The sequence below is a fragment of the Bifidobacterium porcinum genome (assembly GCF_055378475.1).
Map to the genome: position 1 here is coordinate 702602 of NZ_AP029603.1, position 16167 is coordinate 718768.

Annotated in this window: 12 protein-coding genes and 1 pseudogene; 6 read left to right on the forward strand and 7 right to left on the reverse strand. The window is 61.2% G+C overall.

Going from position 1 to position 16167, the window contains the following annotated elements; all coding sequences use genetic code 11:
- The first annotated feature begins 38 nt into the window (after positions 1-38).
- From ACZ41G_RS02555 to ACZ41G_RS02565, 3 genes are all read left to right on the forward strand, one after another.
- Entirely contained in the window at positions 39-551 is a 513-nt protein-coding gene (locus ACZ41G_RS02555) for an NUDIX hydrolase (protein ID WP_033505190.1), read from the forward strand.
- Positions 552-712: 161 nt separating this feature from the next.
- On the forward strand, positions 713-2377 hold the full coding sequence (locus tag ACZ41G_RS02560; protein ID WP_033505192.1) for a bifunctional folylpolyglutamate synthase/dihydrofolate synthase: 1665 nt from the start codon (positions 713-715) through the stop codon (positions 2375-2377).
- Positions 2378-2400: 23 nt separating this feature from the next.
- Complete coding sequence (locus tag ACZ41G_RS02565; protein WP_464145778.1) at positions 2401-6093, forward strand: AAA family ATPase; 3693 nt, start codon at positions 2401-2403, stop codon at positions 6091-6093.
- A gap of 60 nt (positions 6094-6153) precedes the next feature.
- On the opposite strand, the gene ACZ41G_RS02570 is transcribed toward ACZ41G_RS02565, so the two are convergent.
- From ACZ41G_RS02570 to ACZ41G_RS02580, 3 genes are all read right to left on the reverse strand, one after another.
- Positions 6154-7398, reverse strand: a complete 1245-nt coding sequence (locus ACZ41G_RS02570) for a carboxylate--amine ligase (protein WP_033505196.1) — start codon at positions 7396-7398, stop codon at positions 6154-6156.
- 52 nt (positions 7399-7450) lie between these two features.
- Positions 7451-8998: a UDP-N-acetylmuramoyl-L-alanyl-D-glutamate--2,6-diaminopimelate ligase gene (locus ACZ41G_RS02575; RefSeq protein ID WP_464145781.1), complete on the reverse strand. Its 1548-nt coding sequence runs from the start codon at positions 8996-8998 to the stop codon at positions 7451-7453.
- A gap of 128 nt (positions 8999-9126) precedes the next feature.
- Entirely contained in the window at positions 9127-9897 is a 771-nt protein-coding gene (locus ACZ41G_RS02580) for an exonuclease domain-containing protein (protein WP_033492295.1), read from the reverse strand.
- A 169-nt stretch (positions 9898-10066) separates the two neighbouring features.
- On the opposite strand from ACZ41G_RS02580, the gene ACZ41G_RS02585 reads away from it, so the two are divergent.
- Positions 10067-10690, forward strand: a complete 624-nt coding sequence (locus tag ACZ41G_RS02585; RefSeq protein ID WP_244898942.1) for a sigma-70 family RNA polymerase sigma factor — start codon at positions 10067-10069, stop codon at positions 10688-10690.
- A gap of 48 nt (positions 10691-10738) precedes the next feature.
- Positions 10739-11038, forward strand: a pseudogene (locus ACZ41G_RS02590) (hypothetical protein); the annotation flags it as partial.
- Positions 11039-11777: 739 nt separating this feature from the next.
- On the opposite strand, the gene ACZ41G_RS02595 reads toward ACZ41G_RS02590, so the two are convergent.
- Both ACZ41G_RS02595 and ACZ41G_RS02600 read right to left on the reverse strand, forming a co-directional pair.
- Entirely contained in the window at positions 11778-11852 is a 75-nt protein-coding gene (locus ACZ41G_RS02595) for a 50S ribosomal protein bL37 (protein WP_369803150.1), read from the reverse strand.
- 101 nt (positions 11853-11953) lie between these two features.
- Entirely contained in the window at positions 11954-12895 is a 942-nt protein-coding gene (locus ACZ41G_RS02600; protein ID WP_464145783.1) for an aldose 1-epimerase family protein, read from the reverse strand.
- Between the two features lie 268 nt (positions 12896-13163).
- Between ACZ41G_RS02600 and ACZ41G_RS02605 the strand changes: the two genes are divergently transcribed.
- Positions 13164-14144, forward strand: coding sequence for a 4-hydroxy-3-methylbut-2-enyl diphosphate reductase (locus ACZ41G_RS02605; protein WP_464146195.1), 981 nt, complete (start codon positions 13164-13166; stop codon positions 14142-14144).
- Between the two features lie 83 nt (positions 14145-14227).
- Here ACZ41G_RS02605 and ybaK read toward each other — a convergent pair whose 3' ends face one another.
- Positions 14228-14737 carry a Cys-tRNA(Pro) deacylase gene (gene ybaK, locus ACZ41G_RS02610; RefSeq protein ID WP_033492368.1) on the reverse strand — a complete coding sequence of 170 codons (510 nt, stop codon included), beginning with the start codon at positions 14735-14737 and terminating at the stop codon, positions 14228-14230.
- A gap of 98 nt (positions 14738-14835) precedes the next feature.
- On the reverse strand, positions 14836-15891 hold the full coding sequence (gene gap, locus ACZ41G_RS02615) for a type I glyceraldehyde-3-phosphate dehydrogenase (RefSeq protein ID WP_029576532.1): 1056 nt from the start codon (positions 15889-15891) through the stop codon (positions 14836-14838).
- Between the last annotated feature and the right edge of the window lie 276 nt (positions 15892-16167).

Consider the following 16167-nt stretch of genomic DNA (forward strand, 5'->3'; position numbering starts at 1 on the left):
CACCGACAAGCACCACCGAAAACAAACCTGGAGCACCCATGCCGACACCTGATTTCATCATCGAACTGCGTAAATCCATCGGTCACAGCCTTCTATGGCTGACCGGCGTCACCGCCTATGTGCGCGACGATGCCGGGCGCGTGCTGCTCGGCCGGCGTTCGGACACCGGGCAGTGGGCGCTCGTCTACGGGATCGTCGAGCCGGGGGAGGAGCCGGCGGATACCGCGGTGCGCGAAATCAAGGAGGAAACCGGCGTGGACGCGGTTGTCACCGATTTGGTGGCGGTCACCAGTAGCGACCGCATCATCACCTACGGCAACGGCGATCAGGCGCAGTACATGGATCATTCCTTCCTGTGCTCACTACGCCCCGGCGGCAACGCGCAGCCTTTCGTGGGCGATGAGGAAAGTCTTCAGGTCGGCTGGTTCGCTGTGGACGACCTGCCCAGTCCGCTCGCGGCGAGCACCGTCGAGCGCATGGCCGTGTTCCGTGATTACCTTGAGCGCCGCGAGCATGGCGACCGGGCCGCGATTTTTCGCGGTGGGCGCTGATTGCGGATTCCCCACGGATTTCGCATACAATTCGCATAGAATAGGAACAAAGTGCCCGCATTGGCCTCCAGACGGCAATCCGGGCGCGCGAATGCGGTCTGCCAGCGCCGGCCGCATGTCCCCACAGCACAGCAATAGGCATAGGAAAGAGACCAGCGGGTATGTCGTTTGAACATCCGAATCGCAGCGGTGAGAACATCCGTGATGTTGAGCGTGAAATCATGAAGCGCCCACCGGAACACAACAAGACGAATCTCGACCTCGACCGCATGAACATGATGGTCGATTTGCTCGGCAACCCGCAGGACAGCTTCCGCGTCATCCACATCACTGGCACGAACGGCAAGGGGTCCACCGCGCGCATGGCGGAGGCGATTTGCCGATCGTACGGCATGCGTACCGGCCTGTACACGTCCCCGCATCTGGAGAAGATCAACGAGCGTATCGCCATTGACGGCCAGCAGCTGTCCGATGACGATTTCATTGACTCGTGGGACCAGATCAAGGATTTGGTTGCGCTGGTGGACCGCAAGATGGAGCAGGAGAACAAGCCGCCGATGAGCTTCTTCGAGGTGCTCACCTCGATGGCGATTTGGAAGTTCGCCGACGCCCCGGTCGATGTCGCGATTTTCGAAGTCGGCATGGGTGGCGCCTGGGATGCGACGAACGTGATGGATGCGGATGCCGCGATTATCGGCCCGGTGGACATGGATCACATGCAGTGGCTGGGCGATACGGTCGAGAAAATCGCCACCGAGAAGTCAGGCATCATCAAGCCCGGTTGCACGGCGATTATCGGCCGCCAGCCGCACGCCGAGCAGGTCATGCCGATTCTTGAAGCCGCAGCGAAACGCAACAACGCCACGCTGGTTCGCGACGGGGAGGAGATGGAAGTCGTCTCCCGCGTCCCCGCAGTCGGCGGCCAGATGGCGACGTTGCGCACGCCGGAAGGCGAATACCGTGATGTGCCGATCGCGAAATTCGGCGAGCATCAGGCGCATAACGCCTTGGCAGCCCTTGCCGCCGCGGAAACCGTGATTCCGGTCAACGGCCAGCTTGACCAAGATCTGGTCGATGAGGCGCTCGGCAGCGTGAAGGTGCCCGGCCGCATCGAACAGGTCCGCACATCCCCGACGATTATCGTCGATGGCGGGCACAACGTGAACGCCGCCCAGTCCTTACGCGCCGCAATTGAGGAGAATTACAGCTTCCAGCAGCTGGTCGGCGTGGTCGCCATGATGGGCGACAAGCAGGTCGAGGAATATCTTGGCGTGCTCGAGCCGATTCTGAGCGAGATCATCGTCACCGAGAACTCCTGGCGTGACCGCGTCATGCCAGTCGAAGAGCTGGAGAAGATTGCGGTGCGCGTGTTCGGCCCGGACCGCGTGACCGTCATCAAGGATCTTCCGGACGCCATCCAGGCCGCTGTCGACAAGGTCGACGCTGAAGATGACCTTGGCGTCGGCTATGGGCATGGCGTGCTGATTTGCGGCAGCTTCGTCACTGCGGGCGACGCGAGGACATTGCTGACCGAACATATGGCCGCCGATCTGGCCAAGCCGAAGGCCGAACGTGTCAATCCGCCCGTTGTCTCGCCTGAGGACGCGAACGATGCCGGCAAGAGCACCGACACTGCCGACACCGGCAATCAATCTGTTGCCACCAATGATATTGACGACGACACCGACGGCAAGCCGGAAACCGACGATGTGATCAACGAGATTCTCAACGCCGGCGAGGAAGGACTGAAGTTCACCATCGACGCACGCACGTCAGGCAATACGGACAACCCAGCCGGCAACGCCTCCGGAACCAGTAACGCCTGACCGGCCAGAACCCCGCCACGCCCATGTATCTCAAGGAACTCACCCTCCGCGGATTCAAATCCTTCGCGAACCCGACGACGCTGCGCTTCGAGCCGGGCGTCACAGCCGTCGTCGGCCCGAACGGGTCAGGCAAATCCAACATCGTTGACGCCCTGACTTGGGTGATGGGCGAACAAGGCGCCAAAAACCTTCGCGGCACGTCGATGGAGGACGTGATTTTCGCGGGCACCTCCACCCGGCCGCCTGCGGGGCGCGCGCAGGTCTCCCTGACCATCGACAACACCGATCACGCGCTCGACATCGACTATACGGAAGTGACCATCAGCCGTACGTTGTACCGCAACGGCGGCTCGGAATATGCAATCAACGGGTCGGCGTGCCGGCTGCTGGACATCCAAGAACTCCTGTCGGATTCCGGCCTCGGCCAGCAGATGCATGTGATTGTCGGGCAGGGCAGGCTTGACGCCATTCTGCGCGCTGACCCGAGCGGACACCGCGCGTTCATCGAGGAGGCCGCCGGCATTCTCAAGCACCGCAAACGCAAGGAACGAGCGTTGCGCAAGCTGGCGAACACCGAAGACAATCTCGCCCGGCTTGACGATCTGCTGCGCGAAATCCACCGCCAGCTCGGCCCTCTGGGGCGTCAAGCGCGTGTTTCCCGGCGTGCAGACACCATCCAGATGACCATCAGGGACGCCCAAGCCCGGCTGTTCGCCGATGACGCATGCCAGTTGCGAGATAAGCGTGACCATCTGCGCGGCGATCTCGCCGACACCCGCCGCCAGCTCGCCGCGTTGCAACAGGACTTGGCAAAAGCCAAAGTGCGCATCGAACAGGTGGAGGCCATCACCTCGGGATCTAACCCGCAGCTCGCCCAAGCGAATCAAGTGTGGCACGATTTGTCGCGTCTTGAGGAACGATTCGGCTCTCTTGCTTCTGTGGCCGCCGAACGCGCCGCTTCCATCCGCTCGCAGATTGTGGCCGATACCGGCGAAAACCCCGACATGCTCACCAAACGCGCCGACGAACTTGAGCGGCAGGTAGCCAAGCAGCGGGGTGCGGTCGATGACGCGCGGCTCGCCTATGATCAGGCGACCGAAACACGCGCCGACTATGAACGGCGGCTCGCCTCGATTCGCCAGACCCTGACCGAACTGCGCAAAACCGCGAAACAGCGTGACGCGCATATCGCCAATCTGCGGGAACTGGTAGCCCGCGAGGAATCGGCGGTGCATGCTGCGGACACCAGAATCGCTGATCTGTCCACACAACTGTCCGATATGCGGACACAAGCGGAGCAGGCGCGCACGCGCGTCGCTGAGCTGGAACAGGAGCGCCAAGACGCCGATGACGACGGGGGAGCGGCACTTGACGCAGCCAGAACAGCCCTCCAGCACAGTCAGGAGGGGCTTGATGAGACTCTTGCCCGGCAGCGGGAGCTCAATGGGAAAATCATCTCCCTGCAAGCCAAGGCGGATGCGCTCGCCGATACTTTGGACAGCCGAAATGCCGCCGGGGAGCTTGAAACCGACCGGGATATCGCCGTGATGGGGCGGCTCGCGGATTTCATCCGCATCGAAGACGGGTGGGAGGAAGCCGTTGCGCACGCCCTCGGCGACTATGCGAGCGCGATTGTCGTCCCCGGGCAGGAGCAGATGCTCGCCGCTCTGGAACGTGCGCAGGACCATGCGCTCGGCAAGGCGGTGCTGCTGCATCCGCTCGGCGGGCAAACGGACGATGCTGCTGTCGGCACTGATAACGTTGATACTGATAACACTGATGACGTTGGCGTCACCGCTGCCGCCGTCAGCACCGCTGCCACCGCTGATACTGCCGCAAGCCAACCAAAACCGCACGAATCCGCCGCCGCGCTGGTCGAGGCGAACCCGCATGCTCAAGACCCTGAGTCCGCCCGTCGTGTCACAGCTGCGGTGCGTGCACTACTCGCCGACACTGCCGCGAAGGAGACCCGTGACGATGCCCTCAAGGCCGTCAATCAGGGCCCGTGGAAACGAGCGGTAACCCGTCAGGGAGAGGTACTTACCGTGGTGGGGGCGCAAGGCGGATCATCCCTGTCGCAAAGCGATCTGTCGCTGGCAGCAAAGCGAGACAAGGCGCTTGCCGACATGCAGGGATTGCGCTCCCGGCTTGCCGACATCGATGCGTCGGTGGCAGAGCTGACTGAGAAACGCGACCAGGCCCGGCTCGACGTTGACCGTCAGGCGCAGTTGCGTACCGAGGCGCGAGTCAAGGCGCAACAGGCGCAACGAACGCTGAAGGCGGCGCGGGACCGGGTCGAGACCGCCGCACGGCAGCTCGCACGCGTCGAGGAGACGTTACGCAGCGCATCACAAGGGCGGGACGACCATCAAGGCAAGCTTGAGGATGTGCGCAAGGCATTGGCGACCGCGCAGGAATCGCAGGATACGAACGCCGACCTTGACGACCTCGCCGCCCGCGAACATCAGCTCGAGCAGCAACTCGGGCAGACGCGCGAACAGGAGGTGTCCGCGAAACTCGCATGGAAGGAAGCCGACCGGCAAGCCCAGTCCTTGCAACGGCAAATCGGCTTGTTGCGCGACAACGCCGAACAGGCGAGGCAACGTCAGGCGCGAATCCAAGAACAGAACGACACCCGTCGCCGGCGGGCGGATGCGGCGGACCAGGTCTCGAATGATGCCGCCGCCTGTGCACGGCTCGCCCATACGAGCGTCGTCCGCGCCGCACAGCGCCGCGATTATTTGCAAGCGGAACTGTCCACCCATGATGAGGAACTGAAAGCATTGCGGGCGGAGCGCGACCGGTTGGAACCCCAGGTGCAGCGTCTGCAGCGCGACGAACATGAGCTTGATGTGGAGCGTGAACGGCAGGCTGCCGCTTGGGGACAGCTCACGCAGAAGGTAGCGGACACGCTCGGTATGGATATGGACGAGCTGGTCGAGCAGTATTCCCCTGATCACCCGGTGCCGGTGTTATCGCCGGAGCATGCCGCTGCTCCGGGGGAACACCAGTCGGAAGTGCAGAACGAGGATCAGTCAGCCCCGGCGGCCGTCCCGTACGCGCGGCAGGAGCAGGTCAAACGTCTGGAACGCGCCCAGCGCGACCTCAAGGCCTTGGGCAAGGTCAACCCGCTCGCCGCCGAGGAATATGAGGCGCTCAACGCGCGCAACCAGTATCTGCACGACCAGCGTGACGATGTTGCGAAAAGCCGCCAGGATCTGCTCAGACTCGTGCAGGACTTGGACCAGACCATGGTCAGTGTGTTCTCCAGCGCGTTCGACGATACGGCAGCCGCATTCCAGCATGTGTTCGCCACCCTGTTCCCGGGTGGTACCGGCCGGCTCAGGCTTGAAGACCCGGACGACATGCTGGGCACGGGCGTGATTGTCGAGGCAAGCCCCGCCGGCAAGCGCGTCAAGCAGCTGAGCCTGTTGTCGGGCGGCGAACGTTCGCTGACCGCGCTGGCCCTGCTGTTCGCGATTTTCACGGCCCGCCCCAGCCCCTTCTACGTGATGGACGAGGTGGAAGCCGCGCTCGACGACGTGAACCTGACGAGGCTGCTGGACGCGCTGGACGACCTGCGCGAGCATGCCCAGCTCATCATCATCACGCACCAGCAGCGTACGATGGCCATCGCCGACGCGCTCTACGGCATCACCATGCGCGCCGACGGCGTGAGCGCCGCCATCAGCCAGCGGTTGGAACGTCGCGGCTGATGGTTGACGGCTGTTCCGCCAGCCGTCGCCGCCGCCATGCCGGCTGATGACGCCAGCCGGTCAGAACTTCAAGCGCATATGCTCGAAGTTGACCCGGCCCCAGAACCGCTGCCTCAAGGTATCCTCGCGGCACAGCAGCGGGCTGCTCCAATGGCCCGAGTCGAACATACGCATGGCGTCATCATGCTTGGCCCCATGTGTCTCATGGTCGATGACGCTGCGCGGAACCATCGTGAACAGGAAATCGTCGTCGGCGGCAAGTTCCTTGGCGGACAGAGCATCGTGCAAATCATGATGCATGACGAAATGCTCGATCAGCGGCTTGACGAACGGGCACCCGGCCAGACTGACATAGTAGGTGTTCCTGCCGGGACGCGTGTTGACTTCCAGGAAATGGGGGTTGCCGTCTGCGTCATCCATAACATCGAAATTGGCATAGCCCTCGTAACCGGTATCCGCAAGGAATCGCCCGGCTGCCTCGAGCAAATCATGATGCTTGCCCGTGGACATGATAACCAGAGGATTGCCGATGCCGGTGGCGCTGCGGTCCTGCACAAGCACATCGCCGCTGACTGCCACGATGGCGGTGCCGTTGGCATCTGAGAACGTGGTCAGCGTATGCAGCGACTCGTCGCTAGCAGACAGACGCTCCTGAATCAGCAAAGCATGCGAATAGCTTGACGCGGCGACGGCATCGTAGATAGAGAACAGCTCCTGTTCGGAAGAGACGATATAGACCTTGTTTTTCCCGGGGATATCGGCATAATGCCAGTCGGCGGAGTTCGAAGGCTTGGCAATGAGCGGATAGCTCAGTCCAGACAGTTCCCGCTTCTCGCGTACGACACGCATCGACGTGCCGGCAAGCACAGAATCGTCATACGAATCGGAGAACGGCACGACGATGGTCTTCGGATACGGCATGCCCAGTCGGTCGCAGCGGGCGTAGAAGCGGTCCTTTTGCGTAATGTCGTCAAGCAGATCGAAATCGATATACGGAATCACATATCCCAGTTCTTCCAGCTCCTGTTTGTGCTTCGACAGGTTGCGCACATGCCAGTCGCTTGCCCCGGCGATGACTACGGGCTGCGCATCGAAATGACCCGCATGGGCGTGGAGCCACTCCATCAGTCGCTGTTCTTTGTCGATATCTTCGATGGTGTGGTAATCGGTGAATCTACTGGCTGAAGAGTACTTGATGTCAGCGCCCGCCAGCATGGTCGTTTTGCTGGAATAACACCGGTGAAGCTCTCGCGCATATGAATATCCGAGAGTGTCTCCGCCAAGGACGATTGGCTCAAAATCCATAATTATTCCTTACCTGTCATGAATGTCGAATGCGTTCGCTCTATATGCCGCGTCAACCCAGCAAGCGTGCAAAAATCGCGTCATCGCCCTCATACGGTGTATGCCGGTTCAGTCGCTTGATCCAGCGTTCGTTGCCCTTGCCGATGGCAAGGATGACGTCGAGACGCTCCGGATGGCTTTTCGCGACTGCGGCGGCGTTTTCGATGGCCTGTGCGCGGTCGAGGATGATGTCGGACTTGACCTGTGGGTCGGTGACGTAGCCCGCCATCTGCTTGCAGATATCTTCCGTGGGTTCCGTATTGGTGTCCTCCTCGGTGAAGATGAACCGGCCGATCCGATGCTGGGCCGCTTCAACGATTTCCTTGCGGCGGTCGTACGCCTTGTCGCCTGCGGAACCGGTAATCAGGGTGATATATGGGTGACGCGTGCCGAAGCGTTCGTTGACATAATCGAGCAACGCTCTCATGGAAATCCCGTTATGCGCGTAGTCGACGATGGCGACGGTATTCGTGGACGGGTCTTCGAAGCGTTCCATACGTCCGGCAATCTTCACGTGTTCCATCGCGTGCAGGGCTTCCGATGACGCGTCAAGCCCCAACGCGTGGACAATCGCAAGTGCTGCGGCGGCGTTCGCATAGTTGAAATCACCGTCAATTGCGAGCGAGAACAAGCCGAAATCGACGCCATCGGCCTCGATCCGGTACTGCGTATGGGTGGGGTCCGCGGGACTTGCCACAACGTCGGCGGGCGTGGTGAGTTTCGCCTCGTCATGCAGCGCGAAGGTGACGATGCTCCGCCGGTCGCGCTGCGCCTGCTGCCTGATCAGATCGGCATGATCCGCGTCGGCACCGAGCACGAGTGTGCGGCAGTTGTCGACGATCTGCCGCTTGCACCACAGGTAGTCCTCGAATGTCGGGTGCTCGATAGGACTGATATGGTCGGGGGAGATGTTCAGGAACACGCCCACGTCGAAGGTCAGGCCGTACACGCGATTGACCTTGTACGCCTGCGAAGAGACCTCCATGACCAGATACCGCATGCCATGGTTCACGGCCTCGCCCATCATGCGGAAGGCATCGAGAGATTCCGGCGTGGTCAGATCGGATTCCACGTACGTGCGGCCGTCCACGCAGTTGTCGACCGACGAGAACAGCGCCGCCTTGCCGCCGCTGAGGGCGCTGAGCACGGCGTGGGTGAAGTAGGCGGTCGTGGTCTTGCCTTTGGTGCCGGTGATGCCGACCACGGTCAGCTTTTCCTGCGGACGACCGTAGAATTCCGCGGATAGCAGGCTCATCGCCTTGCGCACGTCGGATACAATCAGTCCCGGGGCTGCGGTGCGTTCGTGAAACTCGGTTTCGGACACGTATGCCGACAGCCCGCGCGCATCGATCCCGTCAAGATATTCCGGGCGGAAGGCGCCCTTGCAGAACAGCAGCGTACCGTCTTCCACCTTGCGCGTGTCATAGGTGACCGAAGAGAACGGGGTGTCCGAACCCTCGAATTCGCCGGCGTCCAGCGTCCAGCGGTCAGCCCGGACGATTTCGTGCAGCAGATGATGCTGTTGTAGCAGCTGTGCGGCCGAAGCCAGAGTCAAAGCCATGAGCGAACCTTTCTTGTCGTTCCCCGTCTGCCCGCCCTCATTGTAGACGGTGCGCTGTGTCGGTTCCGTGCAGGCGCGTGCCGGGAGTCCGGCGGCGCATGATTTTCGCCTGATATCTGCCGATGCGGTCACAGCCACTGGTCGTGCAGCGGGGTACGGCCGCGGCTTTCCAGCCACTGATTGAACGATGTCTGCCAAGCATCATGCGCTTGCCGCTGCCAATCCATCAGCTCACCCAAGGTCAGATGCCCGACCTGAGGATACAAAGTGCTCATCGGCTTGATGAGGTCCACCGCGGCGACCGTGTCCGCCGTGGCGTTGTGGAAATCGCCGGTGGGGACGACACCGTAATATTCTGTGGTCAAGGTCAGGGTACGCTTGCCGTGGCGCTTGGATACCGCGCGGTCGATGACCAGCGGGTCGACCACCAGCATGCCGTTGGACGGTTCCGCGGGATTTTGGCGCTCGCTGACTTGGGGCAGCTTCCAGCGATTCAGGTCGCCTTCGAGCATATGGACGTCAAAGGGGGCGTTATAGGCCAGTAGCGGGATGTTTTTATCCTGCGCCGCTGCGATAGCCCGCGCAATCTGGTCGATTGCATCCGTCGGCTCCATGCCGTGTTCGGCGAGATAGTCGTCGGTGAAGCCGTTGACGGCGCTCGCCCTCGGATTCATCCGCCGATGCGGGTTGATTACCCACTCGGCCTCGGCGTCGCCTTCATGGCCGCGCTGCGGATCGCGCAATACGAGGGTGGCGGACACGATGGCGTCACGCCCCGCCGCAACACCCGTGGTTTCGGTGTCGAAGCCAAGCAGCCACGAAGAGCCAAGCTGCGTGTCATCGCTTTGTTGTGGCGCTTCCTCCAACGCCGCAATCAGTGCGTCATAAGTCATGGTCATAGGGAACATTGTGCGATGCGAAACAGACAATCACCGGCATGACGCTACTGCGGCTCGCCGTTGTCGCCGAATACGAAACGCCGAGTGCGGCGCGTCATAGAATAGTGGGGTGAGCAACGAGCTGAACGAATCAACAGAAGAGAAGCGCAAGCGCTTCGAAAAGCTCGCCATGCCCGCGGTGAACACGTTGTACCGTCAGGCAATGAAACTGACCAATAATCCCGATGACGCGCAGGATCTGGTCCAGGACACCTTCGAACGGGGATTCAAGGCGTTTGACAGCTTCAAACCGGGCAGCAATTTCGAAGCATGGATGACTACAATCGAGCGCAACTCGTATTTCAACCAGTACGCCAAAGCGAAGCGGCGCCCGCAGCGCGCGAACGATTCGACTGGGGAATACGATGACTGGGATATCTACTCCGCCTCCGAACACGCTTCGCAAGGCCTGGAATCGGCTGAACAGCAGTATCTCGATACGTACGCGCCCGAAGAGATTATGGCGGCGCTCAACAAACTCAGCCCTGAACGTCGGCAGGTGTTCATCGACGCTGCGATCGACGGCAAGTCCTACCAGCAGGTGGCGGACGAGCAAGGTGTGAAAATCGGTACGGTGATGAGCCGGCTCAACCGTGCGCGTACCCAACTCAAGCAGGAACTCGCCACGTATGCGAAAGAACGCGGATATGGTGTCGGGCGCACTCGTGCAAGCGAAGCTGATTCCTCTTCGCCGGTCGCGAATTCACCACGTCGCGGCCATACCAAGTCAGTCACGGCGGGCCATAATGAATAGCGACACATGTAAGCCAGCATGCCGCGGGCATCGCAGGAAGGAGTCGGCATGAATCAGTATGAGCATCATAGCCATATCTCCATCACCCGCCATACCCGCGAAGGCGTGACGCGCACTGATGTGCATATCGCGCAGATTGGTTCGTTCTCGGGCGAGGACGGCGATCCCGAAGGCGTTGAAGCCGCGCGTGACGGCGGGCATGAGTGTTTCGATCCCGAATCCTGTTGCGATGCGCAGGAGAGGGCGCTCATCGCGATGATGCGTTCCTATCTGCGTCCGCAGGCGGCGCCGGAATGTCTGATCGAGCGGTTGCATCGTACCTTGGATGCTTGCTGCCGTGAAGAGGAATGCGGGCATGAGGATGTCCGTGATGCGCGTGATGTTCGCGACGCCCGTGACCTCCATGTCGCCGACGGCGTTGATGGGCATGTCACAGATCTGCAGCCCGATGACGTCGTACGCCACGCTGATGCCCCGCGCCCGACTGGCGGCACGGTGGTGGTACGCCGTGTGCGGGTGCCTGGCACGGAGATTGTGACGGTCACCGATTTGTCTGTCCCCGAAGGCTGGACCTTCCCCACATACCCCGACGCGCATTGAACCACCGTCGCGCGGAAATTCGCCGTGTTGACTGGGTTGTCGGCTGATACCCGTTGCTGAAATGTTGGGTTGCGTATGTTTCGGCATACGTTTCGTGTCGGATGGAAGTCGTCCTGCCCTGTCTGGGAGTCATTACACCGGACCGTGTATGTCCCGGCATACGCAACCCGCCGAATACGGGCCCGACGCGCAGCGTCCCGGTGGGGTTCGACAAGTCACGTATGCCATGGCATGCAGAATGTGCGCGAAACACGACGACCAGAACCTTTGATTGGCTTCTGCATGCCGCCACCAGACACACTTCCCGCAATACCCCTGTTCGTCACGGACACCCGATAATTACGAACCCCAACGATTTGCGGCAAAGAAAAACCCTGCGGGCGATATTCATGTCTTCACCCACAGGGTTCATGCAGCTTGTGCTGCAATGCGATGTCGCGGATGCCGCCACCGTAGACCGGCGTGTCGCGACATCCGTCAGCGCAACTCAGGCATTTGGCCTTTTGCCGTGATTAGCGGCTTTTTTGCGACGTGCCTTGCGCTTGCGTCCACGCATACCCATAATGGACTCCTTTGCTAAAGATTGGTAAGCCTACGGGATTATCGCACATCGGCGGGACGTTTACAAATCGACGGGCCGCTTCAGCGTTGTCCGACCAGGATTCAGCGTTGTTCCGCAGAGATGCGGATGCTCGTGACACTTGTATCGCCCGGCTTGATGACGATGAGATCCTTGCCGCTGCGGAAGGCGTTCGCGTATGCGGTCTGGGGTTCTACGGCGACACCTTGCGGGCGGATTGCCTCGGGGAAGCCGGTTCCTGTGCACACTTGGAACGACGTGATGGTCGGGCCGCCGCTGACGGTGATGGTCATGCCGTCCGGGCGAGTGAACACGGCGGATGCATTGCCATCTTCATCATGATGCAGGTCGGTCCAGGCGTCGTCGAAAGGCCGCCCTTCCAAGGTCGGGTTGTCGCGCAGATCGTAGATGGTGTCGTCCACGGGTTCCGTTCCTCGCGGCAGGAGCCTGTCATCGGCAACGACGTGCGTGTCTGCCTGCACGCGCAGATGGCATTCGGCATTGTCCTGCTCGATTGCGTCTCCGGTGCTGTACCGTCCGTTGGCCAGCCAAGGGTGCATCGCAGCGGCCCACGGTGCGTCGGTCGAGCCGTTGTTCAGCGCGCTGAGCGTCAGGGACAGGCCGTGTTCGTCTAGTCGGTAATCCGCGGTGACGACCACGTCGAACGGGTAGCCTTCCAATGCGGGCGCACGCCATTGCAGACTGACACTGTTGTCCGTGCGCGCAAGCCGCGTCCAATACGCGCGGTAGCCGTACCCGTGAATCGCGTTATGGCGTTCATGCTCGTCGATCGGCAGCACATACTGTGTTCCTTCGAACTCGTATTCGCCGTCTTCGATACGGTTGGGGAAGGGGATGAGCAGCTGTCCGCGGCAGCAATTAGGAATATCGTCTTCATCGAACGGCACGATGATGTCCTTGCCTTCGAGAGTGAGGCTGCGCAATGCCGCGCCTTGCTCGGTGACGGTCGCCTCATACCTGCCGAATACGAGATGATACTGCTGTCCTGTCCTTGGTGGGAACATGCCCTGACTCCTGTCCGCTAAACATATGCGCCGCTGCGGATGCCACCGCTTCGGCGCGGGTCGCTGGATTCCATGTTATCGCGATGGGCGCATAGTGTTGTATACCACACGTCGCACGGCACGCAATATGGTCACGGGCGGCGTGTTGTGCACGAACTGCGTGAGGCTCGCCGAAACCGTGTTGACGATGGTGGCAGGCATTACGATGAATGGTGCCTCGAACGGGGTGCGCAAACGCGTTGAGACACAGATGGGAGCGGCAAGCGGTATGAGCGGCGACGGCAAGCATATTATTCTGGCTGATCCGAGGGGGTTCTGCGCCGGCGTTGACCGTGCAATCGCCACCGTGCAGACCATCGTGAAAACCGCGCACCCGCACAGCGGCCTGCCGCCGGTGTATGTGCGCCGCCAGATTGTGCACAATCGCCATGTGGTCGACGATCTTGCTGCCCAAGGCGCGGTGTTTGTCGAGGAACTGTCCGAAATCCCCGATGATGCGGTCGCCGCGGGTGTGCCGGTGGTGTTCTCCGCGCATGGCGTGTCGCCGCAAGTGCAGGCGGAAGCCAAGCGGCGCGGCATGTTCATCGTCGACGCGACCTGCCCGTTGGTGAGCAAAGTCCATCGTGAGGTGCTGCGGTTCGTCCGTGAGGGCTATGAGATCGTGTATATCGGGCATCGCGGGCATGATGAGGCCGTCGGCGTGGTGGGGGAGTCGCCGGAGCATGTCCATCTGATCGAACATGAGGATGATGTCGCTGATCTCGATTTCCGGCCAGGGCAGAAGCTGGTGCTGCTCACTCAGACCACGTTGAGCGTCGATGAGACCGCCGGCGTGGTGGCGGCGCTCAAGCAGCGCTTTGATTGGATTGAGGAGCCGCCGAGCTCAGACATCTGCTATGCAACGCAGAACCGGCAGACCGCGGTGAAAACGGTTGCCGAACGGGCGCAATGCGTGGTCATCGTCGGGTCGGCGAACTCGTCGAATTCAGTGCGGCTGATGGAAGTCGCCCAGGAAGCGCTGGGGGAGCGGGGGCGCGCTCACCGCGTCGATGATGCCGCGGAAATGGATCCGGCTTGGTTCGAGGGCGTTGACACGGTCGGTGTTTCCTCGGGCGCCTCGGTGCCTGATTCGCTGGTCGGCGGCGTGGTCGAGGCGCTTCGGCCGCTTGGATTCACCGATGTCTCCTATGTCGAGACTGTCAAGGAGAGCATGCATTTTGTACTCCCCGCAGCATTGCGCAAGCGATAGGGAAGCGCAAGCGCGAGGAAAGCACAAACGTATGGGGAGCATAGCCGCGCGCTAGGCCGCGGCGGGGTGCGTCGGCGTAGCCGTCACCACGTGCCGATCGGCGCGGTCGTCGCGTTGAGCACAGCGACCAGATCGTGCGGATTGACGCCGACGCTTAGGCCGCGCTTGCCACCGGACACAAGGATTTCATCGAATTGCAGGGCGCTGTCATCCAGCACGGTTTTATGCCGGGTGCGCTGGCCGAGCGGGGAGATGCCGCCGACCACATAGCCGCTTTCACGCATCGCGACTTTCGGGTCGGCCATCGCTGCTTTCTTCGCACCGACCGCTGCCGCCAGGGCCTTCAAATCCATATGGCCGCTGACCGGGACGACACCGATTACGCGCTCCTTGCCGGTATCTGCCATCAGGGTTTTGAACACCTGCTTGGGGTTGAGACCGAGTTTTTCCGCCGCCTCGACGCCATACCCTTCATCCATGTGGTCGTTCGAGTGGTCGTATTCATACAGTTTGAACTCCACGCCGGCGCGTTCCAGTTGCAGGGTTGCCGGAGTCGAGCCCATGCCTTTGTCGTTGTGTTTCTTCTTGCCCATGCCCCACATGCTTGCACCACCGGTTGACGGGCGGCATAAGAAAAACCCCTCGGAATCGCTTCCGAGGGGTTGTTCAGCGCTGGAACGCTAAGCTAAGCTCACTTGTTGAGCTCAGCGAAGTACAGCAGGGTACGGATCATGTTGGAGGTGAAGCCGTACTCGTTGTCGTACCAGGAGACGGTACGAGCCAGCGTCAGGCCGTCAACGGTGTTGACGTCGGTCTGCGTCGGATCGAACACGCCACCGTGGGTGTCGCCGATGATGTCGGAGGACACGATGCCGTCGGCATTGTAGCCGTAGTAATCGGTGTCGGAGAAGGCTTCCTTGAAGGCTTCGTTGATCTCGTCAACGGTTGCGGCCTTCTCGAGAACGGTGGTCAGCTCGGTGACGGAGCCATCCGGGACCTGGATGCGCTGGGCATGGCCCTGGAGCTTGCCGTTGACCTCCGGGACGACCTTGCCGATGGCCTTCGCGGCGCCGGTGGAATGCGGAATCGTGTTGATCGCAGCGGCGCGGTTGTTGCGGGCCTTCGGGAAGCGCGGGCCGTCGAGCAGCATCTGGGTGCCGGTGTAGGCGTGGATGGTGGTCATGAAGCCAGCCTTGATGCCGAACTTGTCGTTCAGCAGCTTGACCATGGCGGCCATGGAGTTGGTGGTGCAGGAACCGGCGGACACGATGGTGTCGGTCGGCTTCAGGATCTTATGGTTCACGCCGTACACAACGGTCGGGGTGGTCTCGTCCTTGGCCGGAGCGGAGATCAGGACCTTCTTGGCACCAGCGTTGATGTGCGCCTGGGACTTCTCGGCGGAGGTGTAGAAGCCGGTGCACTCGAGCACGTACTCAACACCGTCGTTCTTGACCCACGGGATGTTGTTGGCGTCCTTCTCGGCGTACACGGTGTATTCCTTGCCGTCCACGATGATGGAGTGATCGGTGGAGGTGACCTCGACCGGGGTGCCATCGTCATGACGGAAGGTGCCGTGGGTGCTGTCGTACTTCAGCAGGTAAGCCAGCATGGACGGGGTCGTCAGATCGTTGATGGCTGCGACCTCGATGTCACCGGCCTGACCACCACGAGCCTGCAGCTCGAAGATGCGGCGGAACGCAAGACGACCGATACGGCCGAAGCCGTTGATACCAATCTTTACTGTCATGTATATCTCCCTTAGGGATCAGGCTTCGGCGTGCGCGGGCGTAAGCGGGCACACACCTCGGCCATTGTTTACCAACGCTACCCACTGTAATGCTCACGGTGTACGAATGTCGGGGCAGCAATCATGCTGAAGGCGCAACTGTTATGTGATTTCCATGAGTGTCCTGTGCAACGTTGCTGAACGTTATCGGCCATTGCAAACGTTAGTTTTCGCAAGATGCTTGCAGACCGTGGCGAACGGTTTCGTTGGCGCGAAGACCCCGGGTGATTCCCTGCA

Bases quoted from the DNA above. Each gene is read 5' to 3' on its own strand.
- ACZ41G_RS02560 (WP_033505192.1), top strand. From the start codon at position 713: ATGTCGTTTGAACATCCGAATCGCAGCGGTGAGAACATCCGTGATGTT.
- ACZ41G_RS02570 (WP_033505196.1), bottom strand. From the start codon at position 7,398: ATGGATTTTGAGCCAATCGTCCTTGGCGGAGACACTCTCGGATATTCA.
- ybaK (WP_033492368.1), bottom strand. From the start codon at position 14,737: ATGGGCAAGAAGAAACACAACGACAAAGGCATGGGCTCGACTCCGGCA.
- ACZ41G_RS02565 (WP_464145778.1), top strand. From the start codon at position 2,401: ATGTATCTCAAGGAACTCACCCTCCGCGGATTCAAATCCTTCGCGAAC.
- ACZ41G_RS02555 (WP_033505190.1), top strand. From the start codon at position 39: ATGCCGACACCTGATTTCATCATCGAACTGCGTAAATCCATCGGTCAC.
- ACZ41G_RS02585 (WP_244898942.1), top strand. From the start codon at position 10,067: ATGCCCGCGGTGAACACGTTGTACCGTCAGGCAATGAAACTGACCAAT.
- ACZ41G_RS02605 (WP_464146195.1), top strand. From the start codon at position 13,164: ATGAGCGGCGACGGCAAGCATATTATTCTGGCTGATCCGAGGGGGTTC.
- gap (WP_029576532.1), bottom strand. From the start codon at position 15,891: ATGACAGTAAAGATTGGTATCAACGGCTTCGGCCGTATCGGTCGTCTT.
- ACZ41G_RS02600 (WP_464145783.1), bottom strand. From the start codon at position 12,895: ATGTTCCCACCAAGGACAGGACAGCAGTATCATCTCGTATTCGGCAGG.
- ACZ41G_RS02580 (WP_033492295.1), bottom strand. From the start codon at position 9,897: ATGACCATGACTTATGACGCACTGATTGCGGCGTTGGAGGAAGCGCCA.
- ACZ41G_RS02575 (WP_464145781.1), bottom strand. From the start codon at position 8,998: ATGGCTTTGACTCTGGCTTCGGCCGCACAGCTGCTACAACAGCATCAT.